16 protein-coding genes are annotated in these 18000 nt (G+C 44.9%); 9 read left to right on the top strand and 7 right to left on the bottom strand.

What is annotated here, in order from left to right:
* Positions 1–50: 50 nt before the first annotated feature.
* The 4 genes from BM359_RS11760 to BM359_RS11745 are packed head-to-tail and all read left to right on the top strand — an operon-like array spanning position 51 to position 4765.
* Positions 51–1691, top strand: a complete 1641-nt coding sequence (locus BM359_RS11760; RefSeq protein WP_054490440.1) for an ATP-binding protein — start codon at positions 51–53, stop codon at positions 1689–1691.
* Between the two features lie 10 nt (positions 1692–1701).
* A complete protein-coding gene (locus tag BM359_RS11755; protein ID WP_054490438.1) occupies positions 1702–2502 on the top strand; it encodes an HNH endonuclease in 801 nt (266 codons plus the stop codon).
* Entirely contained in the window at positions 2499–4328 is a 1830-nt protein-coding gene (locus BM359_RS11750) for a DEAD/DEAH box helicase (RefSeq protein ID WP_054490436.1), read from the top strand. The genes BM359_RS11755 and BM359_RS11750 overlap by 4 nt, the downstream gene beginning before the upstream one ends.
* On the top strand, positions 4325–4765 hold the full coding sequence (locus BM359_RS11745) for an EcoRII N-terminal effector-binding domain-containing protein (protein WP_054490434.1): 441 nt from the start codon (positions 4325–4327) through the stop codon (positions 4763–4765). Before BM359_RS11750 ends, BM359_RS11745 begins: the two co-directional genes overlap by 4 nt.
* A 59-nt stretch (positions 4766–4824) precedes the next feature.
* Here BM359_RS11745 and dcm read toward each other — a convergent pair whose 3' ends face one another.
* Entirely contained in the window at positions 4825–6183 is a 1359-nt protein-coding gene (dcm, locus tag BM359_RS11740; protein ID WP_054490510.1) for a DNA (cytosine-5-)-methyltransferase, read from the bottom strand.
* 245 nt (positions 6184–6428) lie between these two features.
* Here dcm and BM359_RS11735 point away from each other — a divergent pair, with 245 nt between their 5' ends.
* Positions 6429–7673 carry a type II restriction endonuclease gene (locus tag BM359_RS11735; RefSeq protein ID WP_054490432.1) on the top strand — a complete coding sequence of 415 codons (1245 nt, stop codon included), beginning with the start codon at positions 6429–6431 and terminating at the stop codon, positions 7671–7673.
* On the opposite strand, the gene BM359_RS11730 is transcribed toward BM359_RS11735, so the two are convergent.
* The gene (locus BM359_RS11730) at positions 7648–8163 is read right to left on the bottom strand and encodes a very short patch repair endonuclease (RefSeq protein WP_054490429.1); all 516 of its coding nucleotides are present in this window, start codon (positions 8161–8163) and stop codon (positions 7648–7650) included. The genes BM359_RS11735 and BM359_RS11730 overlap by 26 nt on opposite strands.
* A 232-nt stretch (positions 8164–8395) precedes the next feature.
* Between BM359_RS11730 and BM359_RS11725 the strand changes: the two genes are divergently transcribed.
* Positions 8396–9457 carry an alpha/beta hydrolase gene (locus BM359_RS11725; protein ID WP_234972499.1) on the top strand — a complete coding sequence of 354 codons (1062 nt, stop codon included), beginning with the start codon at positions 8396–8398 and terminating at the stop codon, positions 9455–9457.
* A gap of 93 nt (positions 9458–9550) precedes the next feature.
* Positions 9551–9844 (top strand): type I toxin-antitoxin system antitoxin YafN, encoded by a 294-nt coding sequence (gene yafN / locus BM359_RS11720; protein WP_054490425.1) that lies wholly within the window; start codon positions 9551–9553, stop codon positions 9842–9844.
* Position 9845: 1 nt separating this feature from the next.
* On the opposite strand, the gene BM359_RS11715 is transcribed toward yafN, so the two are convergent.
* Positions 9846–10493 carry a hypothetical protein gene (locus BM359_RS11715; protein WP_054490423.1) on the bottom strand — a complete coding sequence of 216 codons (648 nt, stop codon included), beginning with the start codon at positions 10491–10493 and terminating at the stop codon, positions 9846–9848.
* Between the two features lie 183 nt (positions 10494–10676).
* On the opposite strand from BM359_RS11715, the gene BM359_RS11710 reads away from it, so the two are divergent.
* A complete protein-coding gene (locus tag BM359_RS11710) occupies positions 10677–11957 on the top strand; it encodes an anti-phage deoxyguanosine triphosphatase (RefSeq protein ID WP_054490421.1) in 1281 nt (426 codons plus the stop codon).
* 28 nt (positions 11958–11985) lie between these two features.
* Here BM359_RS11710 and vapC read toward each other — a convergent pair whose 3' ends face one another.
* From vapC to BM359_RS11695, 3 genes are all read right to left on the bottom strand, one after another.
* Positions 11986–12435: a type II toxin-antitoxin system tRNA(fMet)-specific endonuclease VapC gene (gene vapC / locus BM359_RS11705; RefSeq protein ID WP_054490419.1), complete on the bottom strand. Its 450-nt coding sequence runs from the start codon at positions 12433–12435 to the stop codon at positions 11986–11988.
* Positions 12432–12662, bottom strand: a complete 231-nt coding sequence (vapB, locus tag BM359_RS11700; protein WP_054490418.1) for a type II toxin-antitoxin system VapB family antitoxin — start codon at positions 12660–12662, stop codon at positions 12432–12434. The genes vapC and vapB overlap by 4 nt, the downstream gene beginning before the upstream one ends.
* Before the next feature lie 167 nt (positions 12663–12829).
* Positions 12830–14761, bottom strand: coding sequence for a S8 family serine peptidase (locus BM359_RS11695; protein ID WP_054490508.1), 1932 nt, complete (start codon positions 14759–14761; stop codon positions 12830–12832).
* 336 nt (positions 14762–15097) lie between these two features.
* Between BM359_RS11695 and BM359_RS11690 the strand changes: the two genes are divergently transcribed.
* Positions 15098–15754, top strand: coding sequence for an epoxyqueuosine reductase QueH (locus tag BM359_RS11690; RefSeq protein ID WP_054490416.1), 657 nt, complete (start codon positions 15098–15100; stop codon positions 15752–15754).
* Positions 15755–15825: 71 nt separating this feature from the next.
* On the opposite strand, the gene BM359_RS11685 is transcribed toward BM359_RS11690, so the two are convergent.
* A complete protein-coding gene (locus BM359_RS11685; RefSeq protein ID WP_054490414.1) occupies positions 15826–17949 on the bottom strand; it encodes a TonB-dependent siderophore receptor in 2124 nt (707 codons plus the stop codon).
* Positions 17950–18000: the final 51 nt, after the last annotated feature.

Raw genomic sequence — 18000 nt, 5'->3', positions numbered from 1 at the left:
GAACCAAGTAATTTATTAAAAAGTTGCGCACCGAACAAACAGGAAGACACATGGACGATACAATTAGCGAAGTGAAAGATGAGCAGCAAACCAATATGGTAAATGAGCCAGATCCTTCTCGCCTGATACATGGGCTTCGGGATACTGGCTATGACTTTTATACTGCAGCAGCAGATATTATCGATAATTCAATTGCTGCCAACGCTACTACCATAAATATTAATATCGATTTGACTGCTGATGGCCGTAAATTTGTATATTTTGGCGATGATGGATTCGGTATGGATGAAGATGGACTTCGAAATGCTATGAGGTATGGAGCTAAAGTTCGCGACGATTTATCATCACTTGGAAAATTTGGGCTAGGTTTGAAAACGGCCTCAAGTTCTGTATGCCTGAAATACTCATTAATTTCTCGAACTGAATCTTCTGCTAAATTACTTAAGCTTACTTGGGATTTAGAGCATGTTGCTAATACGAATTCGTGGGAAATGTTAGACGAACCAGTCTCTGGAGATGAACAAGATATTTTTGAAGAGCTTTGTGGTGAATCGGGAACATTAGTAGTCTGGTCTAGATGCGACAGACTTTTGAGTAAAGCGTATAAAGAACCAGGAGGAACAAGAGAACAAACGGCAATAAAAAATCGAAGGTCGAAACTAATAGAACATTGTGCACTTATTTTTCATAAGTATCTTAATCCTGAAGAAAAAGAACATCGCACAATCGATATAAACGTTAACGACGTTTCAGTTGAACATTGGAACCCTTTTTATCCGGAAAAATCAGAGCAAGTTCTACCAGATAAGCTTACTCTTCTTCCCATACAAACCGAAGACGGTAGTGTTCATAAGGCTACAGTCAAAGCTTGGATATTACCTCACGCTAAAGACCTGACGAATGAGGAGAAGAAGAAGAATGCAAAAATTTCTAATAGAGGACAGGGTTTTTATATTCATCGCGAAGGTCGAGTAATCCACTACGGGGGATATTTAGGTCTATGGCGTTCAGATGATCCTCACTGGTCGCTGTTGCGGGTCGAATTTGATTTTGACCATCAGTTGGACGAGGCTTTCAGAGTCGATGTTAAAAAAAGCCGAATACTGTTGGACCCTGCATTAGAAGAAGCTCTAATAGAATTATTAAACCCCGCTCGCAAAGAGGCGGAACGGAGATACAGGCGCAAACAAGCTACCCAAGTAACCAACGGAATATCACACAGCGATTCGAACAAAACTATCTCCGAAACCAAAAATACGTCGAAAGTGACAGCATCATTTGTTGATGAGGGATCGGGAGCAGCGGTTGTCGACAACAATAAAGGGAAAGGCATAAAAATCCTTACTCCGATTGAGAGCAATGCCAATCCAGATGCGTTATATGTAAGTCCAATAGAGAGCATACCAAACGGAGCACTTTGGGAGCCTTGTTTAACGAGTGCTAGCGACACTAACCATTCCACTGGTGTGCATTTAAACAAGCAACATGATTTCTATAGTAAAGTATATAGCCAAACAAAATCAGGGATATCTATTGAGGGCTTAGACCTTCTTCTCTGGGCTCTCGCCGCTGCCGAGCACAAGAATACAGATCAAGAGCTTGCGATAATGTGGGAAGATATACGCGATGAAGTATCCTCAAATTTACGGAAACTTTTAAGGTCAATAGAAGTTCCTACTTCAAGCGATTAAATGCATCGATATGGACTATCAAGAAATTGAACGAATAGCGGCCGAAATTAAGAGAACTATCGGGGCATCCATGCGGGGCTCCGAAAGCCTCATGGAGGCTCGACGAGGATTAGCTTTCTGGTTTGATAATTATAACCGCAGCAGCGGTCCAATTTTTTCTATTCGTCCAGGGGGACTGAAAAGACATGTTGTGACTGTGAAGTTTGGTTCGTATGCGGAGGAGTGTGTTGAGCATATAAATAATTTCGCATCTGATGAGGACTATACTCTTGCTCACGCCCTTGTTGAACAGTTAAAGACCAACTATGAAGTAAGAATTAATAATAACTTCAAGACCTCGGATTGGTTAGTTTCTGCAAGCTTGGAAATTTCAGTCATAAGAAAAGTTTTAAACCCACATGCATCTGGCGAAATACGTGACTCAATAAGGTGGATGATGGTCCCGTTAATAGCTGCAATAGCTGAGTTAATAGGATACGAGGATTTAGAAAAAGAAGCTGAAATCGAGGGCGATACATATTTATCAATAAGCCAAAAACGAGAGAGAAGCCCCAGAAATCGATTGTTATGTATAGCAATACATGGAGAAAAGTGTGGTGTATGTGGCTTTATCAGTGAAAACTATTATGGAGAGTCTGTATCGTCAATAATAGAAGTTCATCATATAGAGCCTGTATCCGCACTTAGCCACCCTCGAGCTTATGATCCCAAGACTGATTTAATACCGCTGTGCCCAAATTGTCATAGAGCGGCTCACAAGCGTAAGCCCCCTTTTTTACCTGAAGAACTTCGGAGCATAATGGGGATATGAATCTAAATCAACTTCCGAGAGATTATCGACTATTTGGTAATAGCAGACTGCCCTACTCCTTTTCTAACAGACTTTTGAACCCTGTTCTCTACATTGATCGTCAGAATGGCAAATATTGTGTGTTTCTTGGAGCGAAAGTAAAAAAAGAAAATAACCGTCAGTTTATCGCGTGCTCGAGTAATGAACATAATTGGCTATTCGATAACGACAGGATAAAACCACTTCCACACGACGCACCGAAATTACTAAATAATGTGATACCAGAAAGGATTCAGAAGAACCTTAGCTATCCCGATGTCATTAGATTAAAAAGGGAGGGAATAGAGGGGATAGATATAGAATTATCAGCCGAAGTTACCGACTCGGCAAACGCTCGCTCCGCAACAATGTCGTTACCGTCTCCCACTGAGGGATTAAACGCAACTTTATACCCCTATCAAGAACGTGGTGTAGCTTGGCTATGCGATTCTTTAGAAACTCTAGGAGGAGCTATTCTTGCTGACGAAATGGGGTTGGGGAAAACACTTCAAATTATAGCGGTTTTCCTTCGAAATCGACCTACTCCAGAGAATCCAGCGTTAATTGTTTGTCCCACCACGCTTATAGCAAATTGGAGCAGGGAATTATACAAGTTCTCTCCTAATCTGACTCTTCAAGTTCACCGAGGGAGTGAGCGAAGCGGATTTTACAAAGATTTAATGCGATCTGAAGTTGTAATCACCACTTATGATACTTTAGTAAATGATATAGCTATGTTTAGAGGTGTTGATTGGAGCTATGTCGTTTGCGATGAGGCTCAGGCAGTTAAAAATCCTGAATCGAAGAGGCGAAATGTTGTTAGTTTACTTCCTAGGCGATTTACTATACCCGTGACAGGTACTCCTATAGAGAATTCACTAGTAGATCTATGGTCCTTAGCTGATATTGCCATACCGGGAATTTTAGGTACGAAAGAATCTTTTACTGAATTTTACCCTGATACAGAGCAAGGCGCAAAAGATCTAAGTTATGTTATAGATACCATCTTACTAAAACGCCGAGTAAAAGACGTTGCAAACGATCTTCCAGCAAGAACAGAAGTGGATTTTCCAGTAGAGTTAGATTCAGTTGGTAGTTCTGAATATGAAAGAATCAGAAAAGAGACAGTATCTGAGTACGGCTCTGCTGGGAACCTAGTGGCTGTGGGGCAGTTAGCGTTGTACTGTGCTCATCCTTGGTTAAGAACAAAACAACTCGGGCTACCCAACTGGGATGATGATATAGAGCTCACACTTGTTCAGAGTTCTCCACTAATGACGCCAAAACTGGAATTATGTATCCAGTTGATTCGTGAAGCCGTTTTGAGCAAAAAAAAGGTTTTAGTATTTGTTGCTTATAACAACTGCGGAGAACTAATAGAAAAGGCGGCGGCGGAGCGAGGAGTTAAAGTTGATTTTTGGAGTTCTATCAATGGCTCTACCCCTCAACAAGAGAGACAGTCAATTGTAGACCAGTTTACGAAGGCGGAAGCTTCAGCCATTTTAATTCTTAATCCCAAAGCTGCAGGTTCGGGGTTAAATATAACGGCAGCTAATGTAGTAATTCATTATACTCAAAATTGGAACCCCGCTATAGAAATGCAAGCATCTGCGAGAGCTCATAGGAGAGGTCAAGAAAGGCCTGTTACTATTTATCGCCTCTTTTACCAACACACTGTTGAAGAAATCATGATCCAAAGGAGTCTTTGGAAAAGAGAGCTTGGGGAGGAAGCAATTGCAATTGCTTCTCATGATAAGAGTGACCTTAGAAAAGCGCTGAAGGAAAGTCCAGCAGAGGGAATAAAATGACGAAGTCGTACGAAAAAGCTCTAACAAAAAATGACACTGGAGAAACAGGCGGTCACCAAGCCGGTATTGTAGTTCCCAAGAGAAGCCAAGAGCTTATTGATTTTTTTCCCCAACTCGATATTCGTGAATTTAATCCTGATGTGTGGCTAACATGTATCGACCCTGATGGTGAGAAATGGGAAATGCGCTACATTTATTACAATGGTAGGATATTCACTCCCGCTAAAAGTACTAGAAATGAGTACCGATTAACTCATATGACGAAATTCTTTTCAAAGTGGAGAGCCAAAGCGGGCGATTCAGTTGTATTTACCTCTACTAAACATGAAAACACATTCCTCATTCGCGTAATTCTTGGTGAAGAGGAATCACAGCGGGAGCAAAACCGAAGTGAGCCAAAAACAGTCATTCTAAAGGGATGGAGGCCCGTTTTCTAAGGTTTTGTATTCATATTTTTAATGATAAATAACTTATCTTGATATAATAAGCTTAAATATTAGGCTGCCTGTCGGCGATACTTAAATATTTCAACGATTAATGCTTTAGCTACTTCCCGAAAAACCGGTACTACAACCGAGTTCCCAAATTGCTTATAAGCCTGAGTATCAGAAACGGGAATTTTAAACTCCCCTCCTTGTGGGGTGCTAAACCCCATGAGGCGCGAACACTCTAACGGTGTGAGTCGACGCGGGCGGTGTTCTAAGTTCTTTTTATTGTTAAAGTCTTTCGAAAAATCCCATCCTTGGTCGACCAGTATTTCTGATCCGTCTTTGTAGTATCGTGCGGATAAAGTTCGGGCAACGTCGTCAGGGCCAACTAAGCCAAAACCAAATCCGTTGCCTTTTTCTTTGTGTTTTTTCGCATAGTTATACAGGTACTCCCATAATTTAGGAGTAAGTGTGTATTTAGGATCGACTTCTTTTTCAAGAATATCACCGATAGTGGGTCGAGCTTCCACAGGCGGTTTTTGCATATTTTTTAGTGAGAATCCTTTGCCGATACCTAGGTCGCGTCGGAAACCAACTAACACAATACGTTCACGGTGCTGAGGTACCCAGTGTCGACCATCGATAATTCTAGGGTCTTTACCACCAACATGGTCTGCATCCGCTACGTCGTATCCAAGTTCATCTAGTGCTGCCATTATGACTTTGAAAGTTTTGCCGCGGTCATGGCTTTTAAGGTTTTTGACGTTCTCGAGTACGAAAGCCCGGGGGCGTTTCGACGCTATGATACGCGCGACATCAAAAAACAGTGTGCCTTGCGTGTCGCACTCAAACCCATGCTTTTTGCCAAGAGAGTTCTTCTTTGATACCCCCGCTATAGAGAACGGTTGGCATGGGAAGCCGGCTAACAAAACATCATGATCAGGAATTGTTCTATCAATATGTTCGTAAGCTTCTTCATCTGACACTGATTCATCGGCCGACAATGTTACGTCCCGGATATCACGGTTAAAGGTGTGGTAACTTTCATTACACGCGAAGTTGGCTTTGTACGTACGAACTGCAAACTTATTCCATTCGCTGGTAAAAACACAGAGTCCGCCTTGTTCCTCGAATCCCTTACGGATTCCACCGATACCTGCGAACAAATCGATAAACTTAAATTCGCAATTTTCCGGGGTTACCGTCTCTTTTGGAAAAAGCTCTTGAATATGAAGGTATTCAGTGTGAGTGAGATTAGGAATCGCCTTGCCTTTCATCCAGCGATTAATGGTTTCCCGATTACACTTATTGCCTGGTAATTGGTTTAAGTATTCCGCAAGGAATGTCTGGTCGTAGATTTCTAAAGCCTTAGAGATGATTTCGATATCGCCAAGCTCGTTACTTTTATTACTAATATCTAAACTCATTTGGTCCACAACCTATCCTTAGGGAACATTCTGTGATCAAAGATCACACATTTGTTCCATTCCGTCAATAAAAACCTGATCTTTTATACAGTGTTATACTGCTTCATACAGTAGTACAGGATGTAAAGCGTTTCCCTGAAGTTTGGATTAATCGATTGTGTGACATAACGTATTGCTACGATTTTTGTGAAAACTAAGATAGTGATATAGGATAATTTTCAAACTAGTAACTGTTGGGGAAAAGGATGTTCGAAAAAGTCAGTGATGTTTTTGTTGCTGCCGCAGCAAAGTACCTTCGTGCTGTTGATGTAACTCGTGCAAATAGTAAAAGTCGTGGTTCAAACCAGCATGAGATCGGAGGTTTGACCAAGGCGGGTATCACTCAATATCTGGGAAAGCCATCAAAAGGAGAGACCTTCTATTATCAGGCAACCATGTATTACCTGAGCGATGAAGAGGTTATCTCTGTTGAAGCGAAGTTGAGTTGGTACGACACACGTGCAAATAAAGAGCATAGGGGGCCTGAGTATCGGTTGTACTATCCTGACAATGAAGTCACTGATTTAGCTAAAGAAGGTGACTTTTTCATAATTGCAGTTACTCCAGAAAAAGGCCTTCATCTTATTTTCTGTGAGAGCAATTCGGAAACCGAGCTTCAGTTACGTTCAATATTTGGAGCTTTTGAACAACAATTTGAAACATCGTTGATCGATCTTGGAATTGAAAAGGCCCGAATTGAGCTGCCGATTCAAATGTTGCTATCAGAACTTGGAGTTGAGTTATATCAAGCTAAAAATAAAGACGGCGACAAGCTGGCTTTTCTAATAAATGAGTTTGGCGAAGAATTTCCAGCAACTAGAAAATTTTCGGCTGTAGCACGGGAGTTATCAGGCAGTAATAGCGATCCAGTGTCAGAACCTGATGAAGTATTAGTTGAATGGATGAGTGAAGAGGAGCACCTTTTCAAGTTGTTTGAACGTAAGCGTGTTGCTGATCAACTAAAAGCGGGGTTTGGTGAGAATGGCGATGATGTCGACCAGTTTATTAGTTTTTCATTAAGCGTCCAGAATCGACGAAAATCAAGATCGGGACATGCTTTTGAGAATCACATTGAATGTATTCTTAAGGAGAACAAAGTGGAGTTCATTCGCAGTGGGAGAACCGAAGGTAAGAAAAAGCCAGACTTTTTGATGCCCTCAAATGAAGCGTATGCAGACTCTGCTTTTCCTAAGGAAAAGCTATTTATTCTGGGTGCTAAGACAACATGCAAAGATCGATGGCGACAGGTGCTTTCGGAAGGGCAGCGTGTATATCGAAAGCATCTAATTACTTTGCAGCCTGCAATTTCTGAGGACCAACTAGAAGAAATGGAAGGTAGTCAGTTGCAATTAGTTGTGCCGACGCCGATTCAACAACAGTATTCAGTAACTTCTCGAAAGCGGCTAATGTCTTTTCAACAGTTAATCAGTGAATTGCCAAAGCAGGGTTAATCTGAGAAATAAAGTTAGCTGGATCAGGAAATTTAGCGCCTTGTTTGTCGACGATAGCTAATGTTTTTTCTGATGACAGCCATCTTTCTAATAAGATAAGCATATAATTTTCATCAAGACGCCCTCTTCCTCTGAGGGCGCATTCCCATATAACCAGTAAACGAATTTTTTGTAACTGAAGTGTCTCGGCGTTCTTGATGTCTCTTTTTACATTATCGGTAATTTTGCTCTTCCAGAACTCAGTCTTGGTTTTTGGCAGCACAAACTGAGGGCAATTGTGCCCGTGCCAAAGACAGCCGTTAATTTGAATTGCTGCGCGATACTTAGGCAAATAGATATCGGGGGTTCCGGGTAGGCTTTTTACGTTCAGGCGATACCGGTAGCCAGCATGCCAGAGCATTTTGCGAACCCGCACCTCAATTGAAGTATCAGCTGACTTGATAGCACGCATATTCTTGCGTCGCTGATCTTTATTATGAACGTCTGCCAATTAAGCGTAGCCTCCGATTTTAATAGCATGAGATAACTAAATTAACGCCAGATGAAAGCTGTCGCAATAGGCCGCCCAATTGCCCCCACCTGCAAATAGTTCTAATATACCTCCCACGACACAGTAACTTACTGATCTCATGACTCTTTCCTTTAAAAGCCTAACCCGTTCATTTGCCTGTCTGTTCGTTCTCTTCACCGCTGTCAGCGTGCATGCGTCCGAAATCTTCACTATGGAATCTAAGCTCCTTGATGAAGGAGTCACGGCGCGGGTTGCGTTGCCGGAAAGCTATGAGCATTCAGACAGTTTTCAGTATCCGGTGCTGCTGGTTATGGACGGTTCAACGCAGTTTGAGCACATAGCGGGTAACGTTAATTTTTTAAGTACGTTTTCTATCGTGCCGGAAATGATTGTTGTCGGGGTCAGTGCGAGGAACCGCTTAAAGCGCTTTACTCACACCAAAATGGAAGCCTACGCTGACCGCTCTGGCGGTGCCGAGCAGTACACCCAGTTTTTGCAAGATGAGCTGATGCCAGCGTTGCAGAAAAAGTACAGAGTGTCGCCTTACACGGTGGTTACCGGGCACTCGCTGTCAGGGCTCTACACCAGTTATCTGGCGACTCACCATTCAGATTTTATCAACGCTGCAATATCGGTTAGCCCAAGCCTTTGGTGGGATGACTTTGCGCTTATAAAAGACATAAAGGTGGCAGAGCACGAGGCAGAAAAACAGGCGGTACGTTGGTTTGTCAGTATGGCGAATGAGCCTAATGAAATGGCTGAGGGCTATGAGCGTTTATTGAAGGTGCTGGAAGCGAAGCCGGAATCGGCTTTTAACTGGGAGTCAAAGCAGTTCCCAAACGAAACCCATGACAGCACGCCATTAATTGGCAATGTTGAGGGGCTTAAATCCGTTTTTCGTGGGTTTAACGCGGTTCCGAATATTGAAATTAAGTCGCTGGAGCAGTTGCAGGCGTTCTACGCTGATTACGAAAAAACAGTGGGTTACGACTTTCCTATGTCGGTTCAGCAATACAACGTGTATGGCTTAAAGGCCGCTTATGAAGGCCAAGTTGACTGGGGACAGGCTATTCTGGAGAAAGGTGTTGAGGTATTCGACCAGTCCGAAGTTTTATGGGACAGCCTGGCAACGGTTTATGCAATGAATGACAACAACGAGAGTGCGCTAAAGGCCTCGAATAAAGCTGTGCAGTTCGCACGCGAGCACCAGTCAAAGTACATCAGTGAAATTGAAGCGCAGAATAGTGATTTGAAAAAACAGACAGAAAATTAAATTGTACATATTTATGTATATTATTTTGTTTGTAACTGCGTATGTTTTATGGCTATAATTTAGTCAATAGGTATAAAAGTGGTGAGGTAAAGTATGAACACACAAACTATATTGGCTGAAAAAACGGTATCTGCCAGTGACGTGCGCAAGCACCCCTGCCAGTATTTTGAAGCTGAGCCTGTGGCGGTACTTTCCCACAATAAAACCGCTGGTTATATGGTGGGTGCCGAGTTATTTGAAGCCATGGTGCGCCAGTTGGAAGCTTGTAACCCTAAAGTAGAATCCCTTTTCAGGCCGACAGCAGCGCGGCTAAAGGCTATTAGCGCCGATGCAGAGAAGCTTTTAGCTGAAGCGAAAAAGTCTGATCTGGATGACTCAAAAAAATAAATTACACTTGCCGCAGCACATCTAAAATTCTCTGGTCTTTCGCTTTTTCTTTTGCTGATACGTCAAAATAGTCGTTGGCTTTTACTCTATCTTCCCAAAACTTCACAAAATCCATGGGCTCATCCGGGTCTATCTGCTGAGACTCTGGCGTAAAGGTTTTGTGTAGGCTGGTTTTGGAGATTTGAAAACTCATTGCGCTACGCTGCTCACGAGTAATAACGCCAGCTTCAAACAACTGGCTGGCCAGTTCGCTCATGTCGTTGGGTGAAATCTTACGGGCATTAAAGTTTTCAGTTATTGATATGGGAATATTGGACTGTTTGCCGTTATTGCCTTCTTCGGCCTGGCGACGCATAGCGTCTTCGAATAGCTGATCGCGGGCTTCCATCAGGCTGTTAAGCTCGTCTTTTTCTTCCTTAGTCAGGCTGGATTTACTCTCAAGCTCTTCTATTTTTTGCTCAATCTCTTCCAGATGCCCGGTATCAACACCCATACGATTCAACAATATGCTGCGATACGCTTTGTCGATGAATGACTCTTTGTCTTCTCCAGTGGCAACGTCTTTACTGACTGGCTCCTGGGCTTTGTCACTTTGCGTGGTTGTTGCTGCCGGATAACTCGCGTTATCACTCACAGGGGTCATGTTCATGGCTTTTCCTTATCCAAAACTGGCATTGCCGGGTGGCAATGTGTTGCCTGTTTAGTGCGTTATTCGCGTTTATGGATAGGGAACAGCAAGAGGTGTGCCATTTATGAACAGGTTTCTCTGGGCAAACCCGCAAAAATTTGTTTTGCTGTGAGTAACTGAAAAAACAAACGAAGACATTTTGCTATGCACCAACGCCGCTCAGGAAAAACCACAACCTTTAATGCCGCTACGCCGGACAGCGATGCCCAGCGTGACAGGGCGCGTATTATTCACTCGTCGGCGTTTCGCCGCTTGCAGGCAAAAACTCAGGTGTTGGGTGTGGGCGAAAGTGACTTTTATCGCACGCGCTTAACGCATTCTATGGAAGTGGCGCAGATTGGTTCGGGCATTTGTGAGAAGTTAAAGCAAAAGTATGCAGAGAACGACTCTATTTCGACGCATATCCCGTCTTACTTTCAAATTGAGGCCATTTGTCTGGCGCATGATATTGGTCACCCGCCGTTCGGGCACGGCGGCGAAGTGGCGCTGAACTACCACATGCACAGCAGCGGTGGTTTTGAAGGTAACGGGCAGACGCTGCGTATTATTTCAAAGCTGGGTGAGTATTCTGACCACGACGGTCTGGATTTGACCCGGCGCACTTTACTCGGTGTGCTTAAGTATCCGGTTTTGCATAGCGAAGTTAGTACTCGCTCACTGTCTGACGAAGATCACTTAAGTGCTTTTAAACCGCCCAAATCTATTCATGACGACGAACAGGATGTGCTGGACTGGATACTGGAACCGCTGACTCCCAAAGACAAAGCGACTTTTCGTTCCACTAAAACGAAAGAGGGTAAAACCAAAGCACAGTATAAAGCCTTTGATACCTCCATTATGGAGCTGGCAGATGATATATCGTACGGCGTGCACGATTTAGAAGACTCACTGGCGCTGAATTTGGTCACTGAAAAACAGTGGCGCGAAGACGTACTCGCTGTGCTTGGCGATAACAGCGTCATTATGCAGGAAGAGCGATTTTACACAGAAGCGCTTTTCTCAGGCCAAAGCCGGGCACGCAAGCACGCCATTAGTAAGCTTGTCGGGCATTTTGTGGATGCGATTGAAGTCACAGAACAGAATGAGTTTGAATCGCCCTGGTTAGATCTTCAGGCCCAGTTGCCTGAGCACATTGAACATACCCTGCAAGTACTGAAAGACTTTGTGTTTAAGCATGTTATTCGCAGCTCTTCGGTGCAGGTTCTGGAATACAAAGGCCAGATGATGATAATGAAGCTTTTTCAGGTACTGAGCGAAAACCCAGAGCAACTACTGCCGGGCTCTACTCTGCAAAAGTATAAAAACGCAGAGAACCCAAAGCGTGTTATTTGTGACTATATTTCGGGTATGACCGATAATTACGCGACCAAGCTCTACAGTAAATTATTCAGCCCGGACACCGGGTCGGTGTTCGACAAGATATAAGTTTTATCGATATAACACTAGCCCTAAATCAACGATAGGCCGGAGTTGGTTCATTGACAGAAGACTGCGGTGGTTGCCGCAACCAGTTTTCAGTAATAAGTCCCGGAACCCGTTCAAATTCGCTGACGTTATTGGTAACAACGGTAAGTCCCTGGCATCGGGCATGGCCTGCTATCATCTGATCGTACGGGCCAATGGGCGTGCCTTGCTGTTTGAGTTTATGACGGATAAGTGCTGTATGGTAAGCAGCGTCAGAGCCGTAATTTAATATCGCCAAACGAGCCAGAAAGCTGTCGAGCTTGTCTGCATTCGTGGTTCGTTGTTGCGAATTTTCCACGCCGTACTGAAGCTCCATAACGGTCACTGAACTAACACAGAGCTCACGCGAGTGCTCATCAAAAATAGGCGCCAAATATGGGGGTTTATTTTTCATAATATAAATGCAAATATTCGTATCGAGCATATAGCGCAGGTTCATAGTGGGTCGCGCTCCTGTTCTTCAGGCTGTTCGCGTTCAACCATAAAGTCGCTACTCGCAGGCTCGCCACTAAACCAGGATGCCCAGCTTGTCTTAGCTGGAGTAATAATTCGGCTTTCACCAACCACTAAAACTTCTACCTCTCTAACGTCTTCCGAAAAGGCAACATCTTTTGGCAACCTTACTGCCTGTGTTTGGTTACTTTTGAAAACGGTTGTTTTAGCCATAAGTTTCCTTGTATATCCAAAAGGGATATACTTATTTTAGTCTAAATTTTAATCTTGTCAAAACCGTGATCACTACGGACAGCTTTCGTTATAATTCGCTCAAATAAAAAAGGGCGCCGTATTGGCGCCCTTCTAGTTTAACGAGTAGTTTTAATTAGGGAATAAACTTATTCCCATTCAACTAACAGGTCTACGCCTGAGTAGTTAGTGTAGCCTTTAAGGCTAATGTACCAACGGTCTTCAGCCGGGCTATCTATATTACAAGTTTCGTTATTACCTGAACGGTAAGGACGGCACTCGTAGTTAGATTCCGTAGGCTGGCTGCCCTGACGAACATAAAGGTCAGCGTCGCCGTTCCCACCAGACATGGTTACGTCAAGTGATGACATGCCGGCAGGAATGTCGACGTAGTAGTGAGTCCACTCATTGGCAGAGCCTGAAAGGTCTGATGCAGAAGCTGAACCGCCTTCACCGCCATCATCTGACTCTGTGAACGAACCAGTCAGGTTAACGCCAGAGAAGCTAGAGTAAGCATTGACCATGACATAGTAAGTACCGGCTTGTACGTTAGAAATAGTACAAGTTTCGGTATTACCGCTCTGGTATGGACGGCAGTCGTAGCTAGACTGAGTTGGCTCTGAACCGAAACGAACATACAGGTCAGCATCGCCTGAACCACCGTTAATGCTAAAGCTCAGGTCTGTTGCACCGGCTGGAACATCTAAGGTGTAGTATAGCGAATCACCGGTTGTAGCTGACAAGTTGCTAACAGTCTCGCCGTTAACAAGCTCGTTGCCTACTGGCGGTTCTGGATCCGGATCTCCGTCTCCGCTACAGCCATTAGCGTCGATGTAATCAACAGCGTCTTTGGTTTGTGCCAAACCGTAACCGAACTTAACGTCACGTCCTGCTGCACCTAAGTCCTGCGCTGTGGTGTTAAGAACGCTACGGATTTCCTGTGCGGTACAGGTTGGATGATGTGACCAAACTAACGCTGCAACACCAGCTACGTGAGGTGACGCCATAGACGTACCGCTCATAGTACCGTAGTTACCCTGCTGGCCAGTGCCTTCTGGGTAAGTTGAAAGGACATTAACACCCGGGCCTGCAATTTCAACTTGGCTGTTTTTCTGTGAGAAAGACGCCAGGTTTTTGCTGCTGTCTACTGCCGCAACTGAAACAACGGCGTTGTAAGACGCAGGGTAAGACATTGGATCAGTTTCGCTATAGCTTGAACCGTCGTTACCAGCAGCGGCTACAAGCAACACGCCCTGGTTATAGAGGTCTTGCATAGCGTTGGCTTCGGTCTGGCTTGATCCGCCGCCACCTAAACTCATGTTAACGACGTCTGCGCCATTATTAGCACAAGTTTCAATCGCTGAAACCAGTGACGATGAATAGCCCCAGCCGCTTGAGTTAAACACTTTTACAATGTGCAGGTTAGGGTTGCTGCCAATAACGCCACGAACGCCCAGGCCGTTATCTAAAGCGGCAATAGTACCAGCAACGTGTGTGCCGTGAGGGCCACCATTATCATGCCAGTTGCCTGTGCCGCTATCGTTAGTACCGTTGATGGTGCCGCCTCGTGTACCCATGTCTTCGTGCGGCAGCTCTAAACCTGAATCGATAACACAAATTTTCTTACCACCGGCAGATGCAGCTGCAACGCTGTCATCAACTAAGTCAGCCTGAACCTGGCCGATGCCGTAAGGTACGTCTTGAGCCATGAAGCGACGTTTTTGGTCAACTTCAACGTATTCAATGTTAGGGTTTTTCTCAAGGCGCTTTTTCTGTTTTTCGGTAAGTTCAGCAGCAACTGCCAGGTTATGGCGCATGCTGAGTTTTACTTTACCGCCGGCCTTTTTGACCATGTTGTTTGCGCGAGATATCGCAAGTTCAGAACGGCCACGGTTCCCCATTTTCTGTACGGCGTTACCATTATTCTTAAATTTAATAATGTAACGTTGCGGAGCGGCGCTTTCGATTTGCTTCTGGTTATCAAGTAGTGGCTGAGCTTGAGAATGCTCAGGTGGTTTTGCAAAAGCAGATGAAACCGACACTGCCAAAGCAGACAGTGTAAGAACACTTAGTTTTTTCATAACGTAATATTCTCTTTTTGTTTTTATGTGGACTGCAATGAGTCCTTCAAAGAAGGCAGCAGAGGATACGTCGTTTGGCTGCACGAAAATGACGTCGTTTGACATCATTTGTTGCATTTAATAACAAAAAATAAACGATTTAAAGAGTGAGAATGTAAAGATTGTTTAAAGAATTTACAAAATTCCAACATATGTAACGCTATAACCTAGGTCTGATATGGCCATTGAGGTATTTGCAGGTTTCGGTATTTTTCGTTCGATAAACGGGTGAAGACGTGATCACCCCCGCCTGTTTGAGTTATAATTCGCACAAATTTCAGCCGCGAAGAGAGAATTATGGCTAGAAACAAGAAAGAATCCATTGTTTTAGAGACGCCTACGGGCTCTGACCACGTGCTGCTGCACTCTTGCTGCGCACCTTGTTCAGGTGAAGTAATGGAGCGTATGGCTGAAGCGGGCATTAAGTTTACGATTTTCTTCTATAACCCAAATATTCACCCTGAAAAGGAGTATTTGCTGCGTAAAGAAGAGAATATCCGTTTTGCGGAAAAGCTTGGTGTGGACTTTATTGACTGTGACTACGACACCAAAAACTGGTTTGAGCGGGTGAAAGGCCTGGAGTGGGAACCTGAGCGTGGTGAGCGTTGCAGAGTATGTTTTGATATGCGTTTTGAGCGTACGGCGTTGTATGCGCATGAAAACGGCTTTGACACTATTACCAGCTGCTTAGGTATTTCACGCTGGAAGAATATGGAACAGATTAATGATTGCGGTCAGCGTGCGGTTGCGCGTTATCCCGGTCTGCATTACTGGACCTTTAACTGGCGTAAAAAAGGCGGCTCCGCTCGTATGGTAGAAATTGCCAAGCGCGAGCGTTTTTATCAGCAGGAATATTGCGGCTGCGTTTACTCATTGCGCGACACCAACCGCTGGCGCCTGCAAAATGGCCGCGACCGTATTCAAATTGGTGTTGAGTACTACACTCCTGAATAAACTCCCCCATAAAAAAGCCCCGAACGCTGGGAAGAAAGGCGTTCGGGGCTGCACGTGAAACTTACTAAGTCTTAAAAATTATAACGGAAGTTCGCCATAACCGTGCGTTGCTGGCCATAGAAACAGTCGCCGCGTGCACCACATGAGGTAATAACAGTCCGGTCTGTCAGGTTGTCCACATCAAGGCTCAAACTGTAGTTATCCCAGTCGTAACCAATCATGGCGTCGAACACCGTGTAACTTGGCGTTTCTAAGTACAGTGGGTTGCCGTTATATACCACGTTACCGTCAGAGGTGTTCCCTACATAGCGAACGCCGGCACCAACTTTAAAGCCATTCCAGTTGTCCGGACGGTAAGTTCCCCAAACAGAAGCTTGATGATCAGGGGTGGCTGACAGTGGCTTGCCGATTTCAGATGGGATGTTGCTCTTGCTAATAGCCGTATCGGTGTAGGCATAGCTGGCGTAAACGTCCAGGGAGTCCCAGGCGAGCTGTGCTTCAAATTCGACACCTTCAATCTCTACTTCGCCTATTTGCACCTGGCCGTCCGGGTTTGGTGCATCAGCATCGTTCACCGGGGTTGCCCGATTCTCTTCTGTAATTTGATAAGCAGCAATGGTTAACAGGTGCTCTGTACCCTGAGGCTGATATTTAATACCGGCTTCCCACTGTTTACCTTCTAACGGTACGTATGGATTTTCGTACGCATCTCGGCCAATAAGTGGAGAGAAAGATTCGCTGTAACTAAGGTAAGGAGACAAACCTCCGTCCATAAGGTACATGAAGCCCAGGCGGCCGGTTGTCGCATACTGATCGGTAGCGCTTCCGCCTTCAGGATTATTTGTTGCGCGGTCGCGACGTAAAGCGGCTGAGATTAGCCATTTTTCGTCTATACGCATGTTGTCCTGCACATACACACCCGCTTGGTGGCTGGTTAAAGAGGCATAGTCAACAACATCGGATTCGGTCGGCAAGCCTGTTGCCTGGCCGTACACTGGCGCATACAAATCTAATGGGTTCATGGCACCGTAAGCGTAGTCGTTATCGGTGTAAGAGTCTTGAAAGTCCAGGCCGAAGACTAAGTCGTGCTCAACAGCACCAGTAATAACAGAGCCGTGCAACTGCAGGTCGCTGGTCCAGGTTCTTGCATCAGCACGAGACAAGTAAGAAACGCGGTTAACCGTGCGGTTGTCGTCGGCGAAAACTGGTGGCCAGCCATACATCGTATTGTAGTCGGCATGACTGTCGTTGTAGCGACTTGCTAAGCGCAGACTCCAGTCCAGGTTTATATCGTGCTCAACAATAGCGGTTAACGCGTCCTGCTCAGTATCGTATTTATCGAAGCCCGGCTCTGACACAAAGGTGGAACTGTCAATTTGACCAAACTCGTTCGGGAACAGGGTGCCCTGCCACGGAAAAAACTGTGTACTGGAGCCTGATTCGTTACGCTGAATATTGCCGATCAAAGTAATTTTAGTGTCTTCAGAAGCGTGCCAGCTTAAGGAAGGGTTGAGTACCAGACTGTTGTCGGGCACAAAGTCGGTTTGGGTGTCGCTGTTGCGGTATAAGCCAATGAAGCGCCCGGTTAACGACGCGTCATCGTTTAAGGCGCCGGTAATGTCGCCAGCTACTTGCTTGCGCGAATAGTTGCCCAATTGTGCCCAGAACTGACCTTCGGTCTCTGCCTGAGGCCGCTTGCTGACTAAATTAATAATACCACCGGTAGAGCCTTGTCCATATAAGACCGAGCTTGGTCCTTTCAATATTTCAATTTGGCCTAACGAGTAGGGGTTAATACGCACGTTGTTGTAGTAGCCGAACAACGACTTAAGGCCATCTAAATACTGTACTGGAGAGACGCCACGAATTTGTGCCCAGTCACCGCGGGTATCAACGCCGTAAGGTCCGTTGTATAAACCCGCTACGTAACCAATAGCGTCCTGCACTGTTACTGCGCCTAAGTCTTCAATACGGGTTTCGGTCAGAACTGAAACCGATAAAGGTGTTTCAATAATCGGGGTGTCAGATTTGGCGCCGGTCGCGCTAACGTAAGAGATAAGACCGCGCGAACTGACTTTGATGGTTTCCATCATCTCTTCTTGAGTCTTTTCCGGGCTTTCTTCTTGTGCGTGAACGTTGGTGGCGGTTAAGGCGGCCAGGATGCTGGCCGCCAGTAAGGTCTTGTGAATGTTCATTGTTCCCCTCAAAAATTAACTGCTGTCTAAATTGAGGTGGATCGTAAATGA

Source organism: Idiomarina abyssalis (assembly GCF_900116625.1).
In the GTDB taxonomy this organism is placed as follows: Bacteria; Pseudomonadota; Gammaproteobacteria; order Enterobacterales; family Alteromonadaceae; genus Idiomarina; species Idiomarina abyssalis.
The sequence above is the reverse complement of the archived record's forward strand: the minus strand, read 5'-3'. Positions and strand labels throughout refer to the sequence as shown.

What these genes read in the sequence shown, in the direction of transcription:
- BM359_RS11690 (WP_054490416.1), top strand. Translation starts at nt 15,098, where the DNA reads ATGGCTAGAAACAAGAAAGAATCCATTGTTTTAGAGACGCCTACGGGC.
- BM359_RS11725 (WP_234972499.1), top strand. Translation starts at nt 8,396, where the DNA reads ATGGAATCTAAGCTCCTTGATGAAGGAGTCACGGCGCGGGTTGCGTTG.
- vapC (WP_054490419.1), bottom strand. Translation starts at nt 12,435, where the DNA reads ATGAACCTGCGCTATATGCTCGATACGAATATTTGCATTTATATTATG.
- BM359_RS11715 (WP_054490423.1), bottom strand. Translation starts at nt 10,493, where the DNA reads ATGAACATGACCCCTGTGAGTGATAACGCGAGTTATCCGGCAGCAACA.
- BM359_RS11685 (WP_054490414.1), bottom strand. Translation starts at nt 17,949, where the DNA reads ATGAACATTCACAAGACCTTACTGGCGGCCAGCATCCTGGCCGCCTTA.
- BM359_RS11760 (WP_054490440.1), top strand. Translation starts at nt 51, where the DNA reads ATGGACGATACAATTAGCGAAGTGAAAGATGAGCAGCAAACCAATATG.
- BM359_RS11750 (WP_054490436.1), top strand. Translation starts at nt 2,499, where the DNA reads ATGAATCTAAATCAACTTCCGAGAGATTATCGACTATTTGGTAATAGC.
- BM359_RS11755 (WP_054490438.1), top strand. Translation starts at nt 1,702, where the DNA reads ATGGACTATCAAGAAATTGAACGAATAGCGGCCGAAATTAAGAGAACT.
- BM359_RS11710 (WP_054490421.1), top strand. Translation starts at nt 10,677, where the DNA reads ATGCACCAACGCCGCTCAGGAAAAACCACAACCTTTAATGCCGCTACG.
- vapB (WP_054490418.1), bottom strand. Translation starts at nt 12,662, where the DNA reads ATGGCTAAAACAACCGTTTTCAAAAGTAACCAAACACAGGCAGTAAGG.
- BM359_RS11735 (WP_054490432.1), top strand. Translation starts at nt 6,429, where the DNA reads ATGTTCGAAAAAGTCAGTGATGTTTTTGTTGCTGCCGCAGCAAAGTAC.
- dcm (WP_054490510.1), bottom strand. Translation starts at nt 6,183, where the DNA reads ATGAGTTTAGATATTAGTAATAAAAGTAACGAGCTTGGCGATATCGAA.
- BM359_RS11695 (WP_054490508.1), bottom strand. Translation starts at nt 14,761, where the DNA reads ATGAAAAAACTAAGTGTTCTTACACTGTCTGCTTTGGCAGTGTCGGTT.
- yafN (WP_054490425.1), top strand. Translation starts at nt 9,551, where the DNA reads ATGAACACACAAACTATATTGGCTGAAAAAACGGTATCTGCCAGTGAC.
- BM359_RS11745 (WP_054490434.1), top strand. Translation starts at nt 4,325, where the DNA reads ATGACGAAGTCGTACGAAAAAGCTCTAACAAAAAATGACACTGGAGAA.